17 protein-coding genes are annotated in these 14,870 nt (G+C 71.2%); 6 read left to right on the top strand and 11 right to left on the bottom strand.

The features are described from left to right. Window positions 1–43: 43 nt before the first annotated feature. Entirely contained in the window at window positions 44–322 is a 279-nt protein-coding gene (locus tag Acy02nite_RS46500) for a GNAT family N-acetyltransferase (protein ID WP_239174753.1), read from the top strand. Here the strand turns inward: Acy02nite_RS46500 and Acy02nite_RS13835 are convergent. Together Acy02nite_RS13835 and Acy02nite_RS13840 are read right to left on the bottom strand one after the other, a co-directional pair. After that, window positions 319–720 (bottom strand): HPF/RaiA family ribosome-associated protein, encoded by a 402-nt coding sequence (locus Acy02nite_RS13835; RefSeq protein ID WP_203740599.1) that lies wholly within the window; start codon window positions 718–720, stop codon window positions 319–321. The two genes, Acy02nite_RS46500 and Acy02nite_RS13835, sit on opposite strands and share 4 nt — an antisense overlap. Before the next feature lie 52 nt (window positions 721–772). Continuing rightward, window positions 773–1,834 carry a threonine aldolase family protein gene (locus Acy02nite_RS13840; RefSeq protein WP_239174755.1) on the bottom strand — a complete coding sequence of 354 codons (1,062 nt, stop codon included), beginning with the start codon at window positions 1,832–1,834 and terminating at the stop codon, window positions 773–775. 133 nt (window positions 1,835–1,967) lie between these two features. Here Acy02nite_RS13840 and Acy02nite_RS13845 point away from each other — a divergent pair, with 133 nt between their 5' ends. From Acy02nite_RS13845 to Acy02nite_RS13855, 3 genes are read left to right on the top strand one after another with little or no spacing between them, the layout of a single operon-like run. Then, the gene (locus Acy02nite_RS13845; protein WP_203740601.1) at window positions 1,968–2,297 is read left to right on the top strand and encodes a DMT family transporter; all 330 of its coding nucleotides are present in this window, start codon (window positions 1,968–1,970) and stop codon (window positions 2,295–2,297) included. Next, window positions 2,294–2,878 carry a TetR/AcrR family transcriptional regulator gene (locus Acy02nite_RS13850; protein WP_239174758.1) on the top strand — a complete coding sequence of 195 codons (585 nt, stop codon included), beginning with the start codon at window positions 2,294–2,296 and terminating at the stop codon, window positions 2,876–2,878. The genes Acy02nite_RS13845 and Acy02nite_RS13850 overlap by 4 nt, the downstream gene beginning before the upstream one ends. Window positions 2,879–2,910: 32 nt before the next feature. Next, a complete protein-coding gene (locus Acy02nite_RS13855) occupies window positions 2,911–3,342 on the top strand; it encodes a cupin domain-containing protein (RefSeq protein WP_203740603.1) in 432 nt (143 codons plus the stop codon). Window positions 3,343–3,387: 45 nt separating this feature from the next. Here the strand turns inward: Acy02nite_RS13855 and Acy02nite_RS13860 are convergent, their stop codons facing one another. The 6 genes from Acy02nite_RS13860 to Acy02nite_RS13885 all read right to left on the bottom strand — a co-directional run bounded on the left by Acy02nite_RS13860 (window position 3,388) and on the right by Acy02nite_RS13885 (window position 9,666). Then, window positions 3,388–4,017, bottom strand: coding sequence for a putative glycolipid-binding domain-containing protein (locus Acy02nite_RS13860; RefSeq protein ID WP_203740605.1), 630 nt, complete (start codon window positions 4,015–4,017; stop codon window positions 3,388–3,390). Window positions 4,018–4,250: 233 nt separating this feature from the next. Then, complete coding sequence (locus Acy02nite_RS13865) at window positions 4,251–4,439, bottom strand: hypothetical protein (RefSeq protein ID WP_203740607.1); 189 nt, start codon at window positions 4,437–4,439, stop codon at window positions 4,251–4,253. Window positions 4,440–4,759: 320 nt separating this feature from the next. Continuing rightward, a complete protein-coding gene (locus Acy02nite_RS13870) occupies window positions 4,760–5,374 on the bottom strand; it encodes an FMN reductase (RefSeq protein ID WP_203740609.1) in 615 nt (204 codons plus the stop codon). Next, window positions 5,371–6,495, bottom strand: coding sequence for an LLM class flavin-dependent oxidoreductase (locus Acy02nite_RS13875; protein ID WP_203740611.1), 1,125 nt, complete (start codon window positions 6,493–6,495; stop codon window positions 5,371–5,373). The genes Acy02nite_RS13870 and Acy02nite_RS13875 overlap by 4 nt, the downstream gene beginning before the upstream one ends. A 143-nt stretch (window positions 6,496–6,638) precedes the next feature. Continuing rightward, the gene (locus Acy02nite_RS13880; RefSeq protein WP_203740613.1) at window positions 6,639–8,525 is read right to left on the bottom strand and encodes a serine/threonine-protein kinase; all 1,887 of its coding nucleotides are present in this window, start codon (window positions 8,523–8,525) and stop codon (window positions 6,639–6,641) included. Between the two features lie 127 nt (window positions 8,526–8,652). Next, window positions 8,653–9,666: an aldo/keto reductase gene (locus Acy02nite_RS13885; RefSeq protein ID WP_203740615.1), complete on the bottom strand. Its 1,014-nt coding sequence runs from the start codon at window positions 9,664–9,666 to the stop codon at window positions 8,653–8,655. A gap of 90 nt (window positions 9,667–9,756) precedes the next feature. Here Acy02nite_RS13885 and Acy02nite_RS13890 point away from each other — a divergent pair, with 90 nt between their 5' ends. Both Acy02nite_RS13890 and Acy02nite_RS13895 read left to right on the top strand, forming a co-directional pair. Next, window positions 9,757–10,302 (top strand): TetR/AcrR family transcriptional regulator, encoded by a 546-nt coding sequence (locus Acy02nite_RS13890; RefSeq protein ID WP_203740617.1) that lies wholly within the window; start codon window positions 9,757–9,759, stop codon window positions 10,300–10,302. Window positions 10,303–10,414: 112 nt separating this feature from the next. Further along, window positions 10,415–10,972 (top strand): dihydrofolate reductase family protein, encoded by a 558-nt coding sequence (locus Acy02nite_RS13895; protein ID WP_203740619.1) that lies wholly within the window; start codon window positions 10,415–10,417, stop codon window positions 10,970–10,972. Here the strand turns inward: Acy02nite_RS13895 and Acy02nite_RS13900 are convergent. The 3 genes from Acy02nite_RS13900 to Acy02nite_RS13910 form a co-directional block, all read right to left on the bottom strand. Then, complete coding sequence (locus tag Acy02nite_RS13900) at window positions 10,960–12,201, bottom strand: dienelactone hydrolase family protein (RefSeq protein WP_203740621.1); 1,242 nt, start codon at window positions 12,199–12,201, stop codon at window positions 10,960–10,962. The genes Acy02nite_RS13895 and Acy02nite_RS13900 overlap by 13 nt on opposite strands. 176 nt (window positions 12,202–12,377) lie before the next feature. Then, window positions 12,378–13,379, bottom strand: coding sequence for a hypothetical protein (locus Acy02nite_RS13905; protein ID WP_203740623.1), 1,002 nt, complete (start codon window positions 13,377–13,379; stop codon window positions 12,378–12,380). A gap of 109 nt (window positions 13,380–13,488) precedes the next feature. Further along, window positions 13,489–14,784: a carbohydrate-binding protein gene (locus Acy02nite_RS13910; protein WP_203740625.1), complete on the bottom strand. Its 1,296-nt coding sequence runs from the start codon at window positions 14,782–14,784 to the stop codon at window positions 13,489–13,491. Window positions 14,785–14,870 lie beyond the last annotated feature (86 nt).

Consider the following 14,870-nt stretch of genomic DNA (forward strand, 5'->3'; position numbering starts at 1 on the left):
GTACCCGGTGCCGCCGCCCCCGCCGCGCACGCCTGAGCAGGACATGGTCGCGCTGCACTACCGGCCGGAGCGGATGATCGTCCCCGAGCTGGCGGGCTATCCCGCGCATCTGAACATCGACCTGCTGCCGCCGTACCAGGGAAAGGGTCTTGGCCGCAGGCTGATCGAGGTCTTTCTGGCGAAGGCCCAGGCCGGGGTGCATGTCGGCATGGTCACCGCGAATGTGCGAGCTCGCGGTTTCTACGATCGGCTCGGCTTCACGGTGCTGCCGGTCCCCGACCCGGGGCCTCTGACCTACCTGGGCAAGCTCGGCCCTGCCTAGGCGAGCTCGGCGTCTGAGCGCAGCTCCTCGTCGGAGAGCGGCTGCGGGACGTCGCGCAGGTGACGGTTGTGCCGCGGCTCGTGCTTGGTCTTCGCGTCGTTGAGGCGGCGCTTCAGGTCGTCGCGGACATCCATGATCGCCGCGTGCAGATCCTCCTCGGAGGACGTGACGACCAGTTTCTCCCGGCCGCCGACAGTGGCCTCCAGCGTGACCTTCTGACCGGGGCTCTCCCGGTCCTTCACCGAGATGTACAGCGCGGTGGTGTCGGCCTGGAACGCGGCGAGCCGGGCGTCGAGCGGGCTGAACTGCTCGGCGATCCAGTTCAGGTCGCCCTGGGAGAAGCCGGCGCCCACCCGCAGACACTCGTCGACGGTGGCCGGATTGGCGACTGCGCTCATCGGAACCTCCTGCATCCGGTGAAAGTTGGACGACCCTCCACTACCCCACCGATCACATCTGAACCCGGTCCGAGAGCCTCAGTCCGATTTCGATCACATCCCGCGCGGTCCATTCCAGGGCCGGCGCGAGCACCGACACCTCCGCCATCGCCTGCCCCGGCACCGCGGTGTCCTGCCAGCCGCCGGCGAACCAGACCTTCTCGTCGCGGGCCATCGCGAGCACCGCCTCGTTCAGGCGCGCGGCGGGGTACGGCAGCCAGACGCGGAACTGGTTGGTGTGCGGCGGCCGCGGGAACACCTGCGCGCCCGGCAGTTCGGCGAACGCGCCGGCGATCACCTTGGCGTGGCGCACGTAGTCCGGGATCCGCGGCAGCTCGCGCTCCAGCCCGGTCAGCGCGGTCAGCGCGGCGGGCCACTGCTGGAACAGCTGGCCACCGTAGCGGTGCCGCCAGGTGCGGGCGTACGCGACGAAGGCGGCGGACCCGGTCAGTGCCGCGCCGCTGAGGCCACCCAGGGATTTGTAGAACGAGACGTACGTCGAATCGGCCAGCCCGGCGATCTCCGGAAGATCCCGGCCGAGGTACGGCGCCGACTCCCAGATCCGGGCCCCGTCGAAGTGGACCCGGGCGCCGAGCCCGCGCGCCGCCGTGCACGCGTCACTGAGCTCCGCCCAGGTCGGCAGGACGAAACCGGCGTCGCGCATCGGCAGCTCGAACACGACGGTGCCGACCGGCTCGGCGAGGGTGGTCAGCTCGGCGGCCGTCGGGTTGCGCGGGGCGCCGGTCGGGTGGACGGCGCGCAGGCCGGTCAGGTCGGCGTACGCGCGATGTTCGTGCATCTCCTGATGCCCGAGCTGATGCAGCGCGACGGCGGTGCGGCCGGTGACCTCGGCGCCGTAGCGGATCGCGACCTGCTGAGCCATCGTCCCGGTCGGGAAGAACACCGCGGCCTCCGCGCCGAGCAGACCGGCGACCCGTTCCTCGAGCTGCCTGACCGGCCCGTCGCCGTAGAAGTCCGGCATCAGGTCCACGGGGGCGGCGGCGCTCAGCTCGGCGAGTTTCTCCCGCACGGTGGCCGGGCGGGCCCCGGAGAGGAGCCGGTCACTGTCACGCATCGCAGCGATCCGCCGCGCCCACATATCGTCAGCCACGGCCGCATGATCTCAGACTTTGCCCGCGAACGCCTTTCTTGTACGATCGTACTTGTACAAACGTACAAGTTGAGCTGCTCAGTTGAGGTGCATAGCGGTGCCCTACGTCCTCCTCGCGCTCGCCATCGGGTGTGAGCTCTTCGCGACCAGCATGATGAAGGCCACCGACGGGTTCAGCCGGCTGTGGCCCACCCTCGCCGTCCTCGCGGGCTACGCGATCTCGTTCATCGCCCTGTCCCACGCGATCAAGGGCGGCATCCAGGTCGGGATCGCCTATGCGATCTGGTCCGGGGTCGGGACCGCGGCGATCGTGGTGATCGGGGCGCTCTTCCTCGACGAGCCGGTGACCCTCGCTAAAGTGGGCGGCATCTTCCTGATCATCGCGGGAGTCGTGATGCTGAACCTGACCGGCGCGGAATCGCATTGACCGGGGCACCCTCGGCCAGGACCCCCGAGCGGCGCACCCAGCGGGCCCGGGATCCGCAGGCGCGACGGGCCGCGCTCGCCGTGGCCACCATGGAGGTCATCGCGGAGGCCGGTGTCGGGCGGACCACGCACCGGGCCGTCGCCGCCCGGGCCGGCCTGCCCCTCGGCGCCACCACGTACTACTTCCCCACCCTCGACGACCTGATCGCCGCCGGGCTGCGGCACGCGACCGACCAGCTGCGCGCCGACCTTGACGACTGGGCGCAGCGGCTCGCCGCGGCACCCGACCTCGCGGCCGAGCTCACCGAGCTGACCAGGGAGTATCTGGCCGATCGGCGGCAGGTCCGGATCGAGTACGAGTTGTGTGTGGCCGCCGCCCGCGACGCCGCGCTCCGGCCGATCGCGGAGACCTGGATGGACGGGCTGCCGGAGATCCTCGCCCCCGCGGCCGGGGCGGACGCGGCCCGCGACATCTGCGCGCTGCTCGACGGGATCATCCTGCGCGCGCTGGTGATGGAGTCCGAGCTCGACGCGCCCGGCCTGACCGCGGCCATCCGCCGCCTCCTCACCAACGCCGGCTGAGCGAGCGGCCCTCCCACGGGTAGCCTGCACCCATGAGTGACCGACCGCCGCTGGCCGAGCGACTGGACCTGCTCCCCCACCCGGAAGGCGGCTGGTTCCGGGAGACCTGGCGGTCTTCGACCGCTTTCCGCCCCGAGGGGTACGACGGTGAGCGCGCCACCGCGACCGCCATCTACTTCCTGCTGCACCCGGGTGAGAAGTCCGCGTGGCACGTGGTGCGCTCGGCCGAGCTGTGGTTCTGGCACTCCGGTGGGCCGTTGACGCTGACCCTCGGCGGCAGCGCCGAGCGGCCGGGCGCCGAGGAACCCCTGCTCCTCGGGCCCGACGTCGCCAATGGGCAGCAGCCGCAACTGGTCGTGCCGGCCGGTTGCTGGCAGTCCGCCGCCCCGGCCGGCGACGAGCCGGTGCTGGTCAGTTGTGTCGTGTCGCCCGGTTTCGAGTACGCGGACTTCCGCCTGCTCTGACGGCCGCCCGGCGCCCCCACGGGGCAGCCGTGGGAAGCGCCGGGATCAGCGCGCGAGACGCAGCTGCCCGGCCTGGTAGACGACCATGCCGGCCTCGTCCAGCTCGAACGTCGCGGCCGGGCGGTCCCCGGTGATCCGCAGGCGCTGCGGGCTGACCAGGTGATAGGTCACGCTCCCGGGCACCACGGCCAGCGACGGCACCTGCACCCGGACGACCGGGACGGTGACCGGGCCGGACTTCACGGTCAGGCCGAGCTTGCGCACCGCCCAGGCGATGAAGATCGGGGAGTCGGCCAGCAGCAGCACCGCCGCCGGATCGATCGCGTCGAGCTGCTCGGTGCCCGCGAACGCCAGGTCGCCCGCGTCACCGGAATGCTCCGCGCGGCAGCTCCAGCCGGTCTCGGCACGATGGATCCGCAGCTCCCGGATCCAGCCGTCGCCCTGGGAACGGACGTGCAGCGACGTCACGTCGGAGCCGGGGGCGATCTCGGCGTTCCAGGTCAGCGTGTACGCCCGCGAGCCGGCGACGATCGCCGAGCCGCTGGGCCGCGACCCTCGCGGGAACACCAGCTCGGTGCCGACCCGGTCGGTCCGCTGCCACACCATCGGGGTCACGGGCAGGTCGGCGCGAGGCCGTTCCGCCAAGGCCGCTCCCCGCGCACCGGTCGTCGTCATCGCGCCTCCATTGCCGCTGTCCGGTTCCTCATGTTTGCACCGTGCAAGCGTTCGCGTCGGCGAATCCGTCCTCCGGGCGTTCGCCTTCGAGACCGTTCCGCGCAAACGAGACCGACGGCCCGGATCGTGCCCACCGTCGGTGTGTCGCACACCATACGACCGCCCGGTGGGCCCCGGTCATCAGGGGGTGCCATCAAGATCAAGAGCCGATTTCCGCCGTACGGCGTGAGCACTCAACGCCGACCGTCGACGCCTGCCAGCTGCATCAACGTGACCATCGCGCCGCAGCACAGAACGGCCAGCGCGGTCAGCGAGAGAACCACGGCGAGCACCGCGTGGGAGTCGCGCCGCGGCCGCTCCCCCACGGCGAGCGGAATCGTCATCCGCACGCCGGCCCCCGGACCCGGAATGGTCATCAGCACGTCGGCAACCGCACCCGCGCCGGCCGGGCGTGCGGCGGGACGGGCACGAGGGATCGCGATCAGGTGACGCCGGCTCACCGACGGGACCGGGCGGCCTCGCGGCAGGACGATCAGATGCCGCCGGACCGCCGGAACCGCGGCAACGGGAGGAGCCGACGGGGAAGTGGCCACCCCACCACGATTGACAACGAACCGTAGCCCCGTCGATGCGCACCGTGTGCCAATCGTGGCGCGGCAATGGCCGTACCCCTGAATCGGTCAGGCCCTTGAACGACAGACGGCGGCCCGGCTCGGAGCCGGACCGCCGCGGGAGAACGGGGTTACAGCGACTTCATCATGTCCTCGAACGACTCGGTGAGCGCGAACGGGTCCACCGGCGTCGCCGGCTCGCGGCGCTCCATCTCCCGGGCCAGCTCGGTCGCGGCGCGCTCGATCCGGCCGCGCAGCGGACCCTCGACCGAGTTGGCGCCCCAGTCGTCGCTCGCCGCGAAGACCGACGTCGGAACCGGAACGGCGTGCAGGTAGGCGAAGAGCGGCCGCAACGCGTGCTCCAGCACCAGCGAATGCCGGGCCGTGCCGGCCGTCGCCGCGAGCAGAACCGGCTTGTCGGCCAGCGCGTCCTGCTCCAGCACGTCGAAGAACGACTTGAACAGCCCGGAATAGCTCGCGCTGAACACCGGCGTCACCACGATCAGGGCATCGGCGGCGGCCACCGCGTCCTGCGCGCTCTTCAGCGCGGCCGGCGCGAAGCCGGTCAGCATGTGGTCGACGACCTCGTGGGCCAGGTCGCGCAGCTCGACGACCTGAACCTCGGCGGTGACGCCGAGTTGGGCGGCGGCCCGCCCCGCCGCCGCGGACAACTGGTCCGCGAGCAGGCGGGTGGACGACGGCTGGCTCAGGCCCGCGCTGATCACGACGAGCTTGCGCTGCTTCATGCCTGGACCTCTTCCTTCTCGATCCCGATCTCGATCTCAGTGGCGGCGGCCAGCTTCGCGGCGAGCAGCGACGCGTGGGTCGGCGCGTCCGGCACGTGGGCCGGCTTGAGGGCCGCGAACTCCTTGCGGAGCACCGGCACGACCTCCGAGCCGAGCAGGTCGAGCTGCTCCAGCACCGTCTTCACCGGCAGGCCGGCGTGGTCCATCAGGAACAGCTGGCGCTGGTAGTCGCCGACGTACTCCCGGAACTTCAGGGTCCGCTCGATGACCTGCTGCGGGCTGCCGACGGTCAGCGGCGTCTCGCGGGTGAAGTCCTCCAGCGACGGGCCGTGGCCGTAGACCGGGGCGTTGTCGAAGTACGGCCGGAACTCCTTGACCGCGTCCTGGCTGTTCTTGCGCATGAAGACCTGGCCGCCGAGACCGACGTACGCCTGGTCCGCGGAGCCGTGCCCGTAGTGCTCGAAACGCTCGCGGTAGAGCCCGACCATGCGCTGGGTGTGCGACGCCGGCCAGAAGATGTGGTTGGCGAAGAACCCGTCACCGTAGAACGCGGCCTGCTCGGCGATCTGCGGCGAGCGGATCGAGCCGTGCCAGACGAACGGCGGGACGTCGTCGAGCGGGCGCGGCGTTGAGGTGAACGACTGCAGCGGCGTGCGGAACTTGCCCTCCCAGTCGACGGTGTGCTCGCGCCACAGCTTGTGGAGCAGCGCGTAGTTCTCGATCGCCAGCGGGATGCCGGCGCGGATGTCCTTGCCGAACCACGGGTAGACCGGGCCGGTGTTGCCGCGGCCGAGCGTGAGGTCGACCCGCCCGTCCGCCAGGTGCTGCAGCATCGCGAAGTCCTCGGCGATCTTCACCGGGTCGTTCGTGGTGATCAGCGTGGTGGCGGTGCTGAGCTGCAGCGTGGTGGTCTGCGCGGCGATGTACGCCAGCGTCGTCGTCGGCGAGGACGAGAAGAACGGCTCGTTGTGGTGCTCACCGAGCGCGAAGACGTCGAGACCGACCTCCTCCGCGTGCTTCGCGATGGTGACGATGTCCTTGATGCGCTGGGCCTCGGTCGGGGTCTTCCCGGTGGTGGGGTCGGTCGTGATGTCGCTGACGCTGAAGATGCCGAATTGCATGACCCGCTCCTGAAACCCTCCGGCCGGGGCTCTGACGTCCCGGACTACCCCGCACAACGTTGTTGACGGAGAAACTATTTCAGATTCAAACAACTTCGGCTGCGGCGGGGGTCACACCGAGCCACGTTCGCTGTTCAGCAAGGTCAGAAGCCCTCGCCGCTGTCGACGTCGATGGCGGACACCGGGACGGACGTGCCGTCGACGGTGGTCGTGCGATTGGTGACGTCCAGCTGCGGGGCGGGGCCGGCCTGCTCGCCGGTCAGCAGCACCCCGACCTGGCGGCCGTCGGGGAGCACGATCCACGAGCCTTTGACCTGCGCGTCGCGGACCTTGGCGGAGGCGCGGTAGAGCCCGGACGGCTTCTTCACGGTCCCGAGGACGAAGTCGTGGGTCTTACCGATCACGGTCACCTTGCCGCGGGCGCTCGCGGTGTCGAACGTGCCGACGACCTTGGCGCCGCCCTTGCCGGTCAGGTCGAGCTTGCCGTCCTTGGCGGTGCCCTTCAGCCACGCCTCGACCTTGTTCCCGTCACAGATGTACGCGATCGCCTGCTGATCCCGGATCGAGATCGCCAGCGTGCCCGCGTCGTCCGCGACGTGGCCGGCCAGCGTGATCCGCACCGGCGCGGGAGCGGCGGTGGCGCTCGCGCCGGTGCGGACCGGCTCGGTCGGCGGCAGGGGCGCGCCCAGGCCCGCGGCGCCGGCCGACGACGGGGTGACGGTGGCTCCGGCGACCGGGGCTTTCCGGCCGTCGTCCCGCCGGTCGGCCGCGGTGGCGAGGTTCACGCCGATCAGCGCGGCGGCGATCGCGACGACCACACCGAGGGCGACCAGCGGCGCGCGGCTGCTGCGCTTCACCTTGCCGGGCGACTGCGGCGCCGGCGGCATCGCCTGGCGAGCCCCTTCAGCCGGCGGCCCGCCGAACAGCTCAGCCTGCGGCCCTCGGTACGGGCCGGCCTGCGCACCTCCGAACGGGTTGGCCTGCGGCCCGGCGAGCGGGTCGGCCGGGGCCGGCGAGTCGGCGGCTTGACCAACAGGGGCAGGGGCTCCGGCCAGCCAGCCGGTGGGCGCCGGTGCGCCGGCGAGCCGGCCGGCCCAGTGGCCCAGGTGATCAGCGGCGAGCGGGGCTTCGGCCACCGACGGCTCCGCGGCCGGGAACGCGCCGGACGGCGACTGGGCGGCGGAGAACGCGCCGGCCCAGGGGCTGCCGGTGGTGTCCGGCCTGCGGACCGTTCCGAGCCGGCTCGGGTCGGCCGGCCGGAGCTCGCCGAGAACGCCGGAGGCGACGAGGCCGTGCAGGTACGCGGCGACCCGGCGGGCCGTCGGGCGCTGGACGGGATCCGGGGTCAGGCAGGAGCGCGCCGGCCCGGCCAGCTCGGCCGGGAGCGTCTCCGGATCGCCCTGGAGGTCACCGGTGACCAGCTCGACGAGCAGGACGCCGAGGGAGTAGACGTCCGCCGCGGCGGTGGGCGGAGCGCCCTGCCAGATCTCCGGGGCGGTGTACCCGGGGGTGCCCCCGGCCGCCCCTCGATCGGCGTCCATCAGCAGTGCCGCCACACCGAAGTCGGTCACCCGCACCTCGGGCGGGTTGCTGTCGCGTACGAGAAGCAGGTTCTCGGGTTTGAGGTCCAGGTGGACCACCCCGCGGGCGTGGGCCGCGTCGAGCGCGTCCGCCACCTGCGCCACGATCGTCGCCGTCTCGGCGGGGCTCAGCCGGCCACCGCTGTCGGCGAGGTGGCGGCGCAGATCCGGCCCGTCGACGAAGTCCATGAGCAGGGCGAGCGTGCCACCCTCGACGACCAGGTCGTGGAAGCGCACCACGCCGGGGTGGTCGACGGCCCGCAGCGCGGTCTCCTCGCGCAGGAACAGGGTGCGGACCCGCCGGTCACCGGCGAGCTCGGGCCGCATGAGCTTCGCCGCGAGCGCGGGCCCGCCGGAGCGACGGCTGGCCCGCCGGACGACGGCGAGCGATCCACTGCCGATCTGCTCGTGGAGCAGGTACTCACGGCCGAGCGCTTCCTGACCGGCCATCTGCGCACCTTCTCTCGCCTCTGCCCTCGAACGGGGAGATCAACTACGGTCGATCGACTGCCACGTTCCTATCATCTGCTGGATACCGCGGATCGGGTAATCCGGTTCACCGGAGATCGAAAATCTTTTACGCCGCCCGCGGCTGCCCGGTCACAGCGGGCAGCACCGTCGCGGCGCTGACGTCGTCCAGCCGGGCCCGGATCCCGGCCGGCAACCGCCGATGGAGTCCGTCGAGCGCGCCGGCGAGATGGGCGGCCGAGCGCGGGCCGAGCACCACAGCGGTGATGTCGTCGCGTTCCGCGATCCAGGCCAGGGCGACCGCCGCGCTGGTCGTGCCGAGCGCGGCGGCAGCCGCGGCCACCTCGTCGGCGATGTCGAAGTGCCGGTCCGCGAGCAGCCCGGCCACCCAGGAGCGCGCCATCGTGCCGGGCATGGCGGCCCACTCGGCGAGCCTGCTGCCGGCCTCGGGCGCGGCACCCCGGCGGTAGCGTCCGGTGAGAACACCGCTGCCGAGCGGGCTGTACGCGAGCACGCCGAGCCCGTGCGAGCGGCAGACCGGCAGGATCTCGGCCTCGATCGACCGGGCGATCAGCGAGTACCCGGCCTGCAGGCTCACGAACGCGGGGACACCGAGGCGCTCGGCCGCCCACTGCGCGCCGACAATGCCCGCGGCGGTGTAGTTGGAGCAGCCCGCGTACCGGACCTTCCCCGCGCGGACGAACTCGCCGAGGACCGCCATCGTTTCCTCGGCGGGGGTGTCCGGGTCGGGCAGGTGGCACTGGTAGAGGTCGATGTAGTCGGTGCCCAGGCGGCGCAGGCTCGCGTCGAGGGCACGGGTCAGATGGGCGCGCGACAGTCCGCGATCGTTGGGCCCGGCGCCTCGGGGGCCGCCGGCCTTGGTCGCGAGCACGACCTCCGCCCGGCGGTGCGCGATGGCCCGGCCGACGACTTCCTCGCTGCTCCCACCTCGGTAGACGTCGGCGGTGTCGATCAGGTTGTGCCCGGCGTCGAGGAAGGCGCCGACGATCCGGTGCGCCTCGGCCTCCGGGGTGGGCGCCTGCGGGTCGAGCCCGAAGTTCATCGTGCCGAGCGCGGCGCGGGAGACGCGCAGTCCGGAGTGGCCGAGCGTGCGGTAGGTCATGGTGACTCCCCCGATAGGATCGGAATCCAGGTTCCGTTTCCACTATACGGAATCTCGATTCCGCTTGCTCGGCGGTCGAGGGAGGACGTCGTGCCACGTTCAGATGCGCTGCGCAACCGGGCCAAGGTGCTCGCCGCGGCCGAGGCGGTGCTCGCCGAACAGGGGCTGACGGCCAGGATGGACGCGATCGCCGCCCGGGCCGGGGTCGGCGTCGGCACCGTCTACCGGCACTTCGCCACCAAGGAGGCGCTCTGGCAAGCGATCGTCGAGGCCCGGGTGGACGCGCTGCTGGCCGAGGCGGAACGGTTGCGCGCCGAGGCCGACCCGGCGACCGCGTTCTTCACGTTCTTCGGGCGGATCGTCGCGGACGCCGCGGCCAAGAAGGCGTACACCGACGGGCTGCGGGACGCCGGGATCGACGTCAAGGACGGGCAGGGCCGGCAGATCGCCGCCATGCGCGCTGCAATCACCGGGCTGCTCACCCGGGCGCAGGCCGTCGGGGCCGTACGCGGGGATGTGGCGTTGCCCGAGGTCCTGGCGCTGCTGCGGGGTGCGAGCCTGGCCGCGGAGACCGGCGACTTCCCCCCGATCGCGCTGGAGGTCATCGTCACCGGGCTGCGAGCCGGCGCGGGTTGATCACCCGGGCGGCGGAAAGGCCGGCGCAACGACTCGGCGGCCGGTTGCGTGCCTCCCGGCCCGAACCGGGACAGGATGGAACCGGTGGCTCCGCGAGGCCGAAGGAGACGTTGTGGCACGGCTGATCTGCACGGGCATCATGTCGCTGGACGGGTACGTCAACGACGAGCAGGGCAACTTCGACTGGAGCGCGCCGGACGAGGAGGTGCACTCGTTCGTCAACGATCTGGAGCGGCCGGTCGGCACCTACCTCTACGGGCGCAGGCTCTACGAGGTGATGCGCTTCTGGGAGGACGCGCACACGCTGCCGGACGCCTCACCCGTCGCTCTCGACTACGCCCAGTTGTGGCAGGCGGCCGAGAAGATCGTCTACTCGACCACGCTGGAGGCCGCGACCACCGCCCGGACCAGGGTCGAGCGCACCTTCGACCCCAAGGCGGTGCAGGCCATGAAGGACACCGCCGATCGCGATCTGAGCATCGGCGGCCCGCACCTCGCGGCGCACGCGTTCCGCGCCGGCCTGGTCGACGAGGTGCAGCTGTTCATCTCGCCGGTCGCGGTGGGCGGTGGGACCAGGTTCCTTCCCTCCGGCGTACGGCTCGATCTCAAGCTCGCCGAGCAGCAGCGCTTCGCGAACGGGGTGATCTACCTGCGCTATCACGCGGCGTAAGGGCGCAGCCAGCGGTCGAGCCAGTCGAACGCCACCTCCTGCATCCGGTCGACGAAGACGTGGCCGAGGCCGGGCCACACCTGCGTGCGCAGGCGCTCCCGAGCATGCTGCGCCTTCCAGACCGAAGCCATCTTCCGGTACGCCGTCTCGCGCCCCGCCGCGGTGAAGAGCGGATCCAGCTCGCCGTCGAACACGAACATCGGGCGCGGGGCGGCGATCGTGGCCACGTCCGGGAGGTCGAGGAACCGGAACAGCCCGGGGTGCAGCATGAAGAAGGCCGACTGGCCCCGCAGTGTGTTGTTGCCGGGCACCATCATCTCCTTGAGGCCGGTCATCCAGCAGGCCGAGACGGTCGCGGCGATGTGGTCGGAGAGGGCGGCGACCTGCCACGCCCGGAAGCCGCCCATGGAGAAACCGACGGCAGCGACCCGGCGACCGTCGACCTCGGGCAGGCCGGCCAGCATCGCGGCGGCGCGCACGTCCTCCCGCGCCATCAGGCCGGCCGGTGACGAGCCGAGGTTGTACAGATTGCTCGCCAGGGCCTGCTGGCCGTCGTAGGTGACGCCACCGCGGTCACCCCAGCCGAGCGCGTCGACGGCGAGGACGGCGTAACCGCGCCGGGCCAGCACGTCACCGATGAACCGGCCGCTGAAGTACTTGACCGACCACGCCTGCGCGGAGGCTCGGCGCGTCTCGTCGTACCAGGGTTCGATCACCTTCTCCTTGCCGATGTCGAACTTCGCGCCGTGATCGTGCAGCAGCAGCGCCGCCGGGAACGGACCGCGGCCGTCGGGCACGAGCATGGTGGCCCGGACCCGGCTGTGCCTGGTGACGTTGAAGATCACTTGCCGGCGGCGATAACCCTCCCCCGGCTGCTCGTCGACGACCTCGACGTCAAACGGGGTGCGGTCCGCGGGCTGCCAGAGCAGTTCCTCGACCTGCGCCCGGGCGCGGCGCTTCCAGGAGCGGAAGTCCTTCTCGCGGCTGTCCGGCCAGGCCAGGGGGAAGGTGAGCTCGTCCTTGAGGCGCTCGTAGAAGACCGGCAGGTTGCCGTCGATGACAGCCGGGCTCTCGAACCCGGCCGCCGCCTCGGCCGTTGTGGCCGCCGCGGCGGCTTCGGGCGCGCCTGCGGCTGCGGTGCCGGTGGTGGCTTCGGACGCGGCGGGCGCTTCGGGCAGGCTCGTGGCGAGGGTCGCGGCGGGAAGAGAGATCAGGGCACGCCTCTTCATCAATTCCTCCTCATCGATCGATGAGGTTGACGCTAGAAAGCCCTTTCCCGCATGTCAACGCCGACTCAGTGTCGCGCGGCCGACTGGGTCGGACGCTCAGCCGGGCGTGACTCTCATCGACGCGCCCCGGCGCGCCCGGCCGAGTCGGACAGCCCGGCCGGGCGTGGGAGGACTGGTCAGCGCCGGGCCCTGGCGCGCTCGCCGAGGTAGGAGAGATGGATGAGAGAAGCGGGCCAGAGATAGCCGGCGTCGGCCCAGACCAGCTCGACGACCCGGCTGCCGGCCGCGGCGAAGTGCGGCGCCGCCTCGGACGGCAGCTTGGCGTTCATGAACGCGCGGGCGAACAGGTTGTGCACGACCGCGTCGCCGGCAAACGGCCGGTAGGCGGGACTGTTCGGGCCCCAGGCGGCGGCCTTGCGGATCTCTTCGATCACCTCCGGCCGGCGGATGTACTTCTGCCCGGCACCGCCCACCCAGATCTCGATGTGCGCCTCCGGGACGAGGCACGTGACCGGGCTGCCCTCCGCCGCCGCGGCCGCGGACTCGACGGCGAACCGGTGCATCATCTGGTCGTCGCCGCCCCATTTGCCGCAGAGTTGCTGCAGCATCGCGGCGTGCGCGCCCCAGTGGTTCGCGTCGGCTGCCCGCGATCCGTTGAACCGGCGCCAGGCCTCGTCGAGGCCGCGCTGCAGGCCCCGGTTGCAGGTGATCAACCCGGCCCAGGCGTCGGCGTCGCCGGGGTTCCGGCTGACCACCTCGCCGAGGTACGCCTCCGCCTCACCGAGCCGCGTACGGAAGACCCGGGCATACATGTCCGAAACGGTGAATGCCGCGCCACTGCCCCGCGCCTCCCAGGCCCAGGCGATCAGCCGGTGACCGTACACGAGCAGTGCCAGGGTGTCCGCCGGGTTCGCCCGGACGACCTGGTCGAGCCACCTCTCGGCACCCTTGGCCCGGGCGACCACCCGAAGGTAGAAGTAGCGGGCGTTGGAGTCGGCGACGCCGGCCAGGAAGGCCCGGACAGCCGGCCAGTCACCCCGGAGAGCCGCTTCACGCAGCGTGAGTGCGGCCGGATCACCTTCGCAGATGTCGGTGGAGACACTGAGGTAACGGTTGGCCAGACCGCGCAGGCCTTCGTCCTGGAGGCGGGCGAGGGCACGATCCAGTGCAGAGAGCATCGCAATTCCACTTCGCGGCAAGATGACGACGGGGCGGCACCCTCGGTGCCGCCCCGTACATCTTCGATTCCGGACCGCGAAGATCAAAATCGAAGTGGTGAACCTTCGGTCAGCGGCCCTGGAGGGACTTCACATTGTTGCCGAAGGTCCAGCTCTTCGAGCCGTCCCAGTTGATCGACCAGGTCATCAGGCCCTTGATGCCGGGGACGCTGTTGTACGCCTGGCTGACCAGCGACGGCGTCAGGTAGCCGCCACCGGCTCCGGACTGGGCGGGCAGGCCGGGGACCTGCTTGTCGTACGGGATCCTGATCGTGGTGCCCTGGATCGTCAGCCCGTTGTTCAGGCACTGCGTCTGGACGGTGAAGCCCTGCACGGTGCCGGCCGGGTAGGAGTCGCCGGAGCAGCCGTACATCGAGCCGTTGTAGTACTGCATGTTCAGCCACCACAACCGGCCGTTGTCCAGGTACTTCTTGATGATCGGCAGGTACGAGCCCCAGATCGAGCCGTAGGTCACACTGCCACCGGTCACGTACGCCGTCTCCGGCGCCATGGTCAGCCCGAAGTTCGACGGCATCGCGGCGAGCACCCCGTCGATGATCCGGATCAGGTTGGCCTGCGAGGCGGAGAGTGTGGCGATGTTGCCGCTGCCGGAGAGCCCGGTCTCGATGTCGATGTCGATGCCGTCGAAGTTGTTCGCCTTGAGGATCGGCACGATCGTCGACACGAACCTGTCGGCGACGGCGCTGGAGCTCAGGTCGATGCCGGCCGCCGCGCCACCGATCGACATGAGGACCGTGGCGCCCTGCGACTTGGCCGCGCAGATCTCGGCAGGGGTGGGCACCTTGACGCCGGCGTCCATGCCGTTCTCCCACAGCACGGTGCCGTCCGAGCGGATCACCGGGAACGCGGCCATCAGCACGTTGTAGCCGTGCTGCGTGATCCGGCTGTCGTTGATCGGGATCCAGCCCATGCCCGGGTGTACGCCGTTGGAGGCGCCGTCCCAGTTCTCCCAGTAACCCTGGAGCACCTTGCCGGCCGGGCGGCCCCGCGTGGCGCAACCGACAGGAGGAACCGTCGGCGACGTGGACGGGGAAGCCGTCGGCGAAGCAGATGTCGTGGAGGGCGTCGGCGTACTGCCACCGCTGCACGCGCCGAGATCCTTCCACAACGTCGGGGTGGCGGCCGGGTTCCAGCCGGTCCCCACATAGGCCGTGTGGGTGACGAGGGCCTGGTACAGCTTGGACTGATAGGTCACCTGCTGCCCGGCGGTGTAGGTGACCCCTTCCGCCCAGACCGTCGAGGAGCAGGTGACGGCGGCCTGCCCGGTCGCGGAGAACGCCACGATCGACCCGAGCGCCATCCCCACCCCGGCGACCAGCGCTAACACTTGGCGGCGAACACCCATGGCAACTCCTCGACAGCCGCGAACGTGACCTGTGCCACCACATCGTGGCTTTCACGTTCACAAATATCAAGGGTTCTTAACAGTCC

Source organism: Actinoplanes cyaneus (genome assembly GCF_016862095.1).
Taxonomy (GTDB): Bacteria; Actinomycetota; Actinomycetes; order Mycobacteriales; family Micromonosporaceae; genus Actinoplanes; species Actinoplanes cyaneus.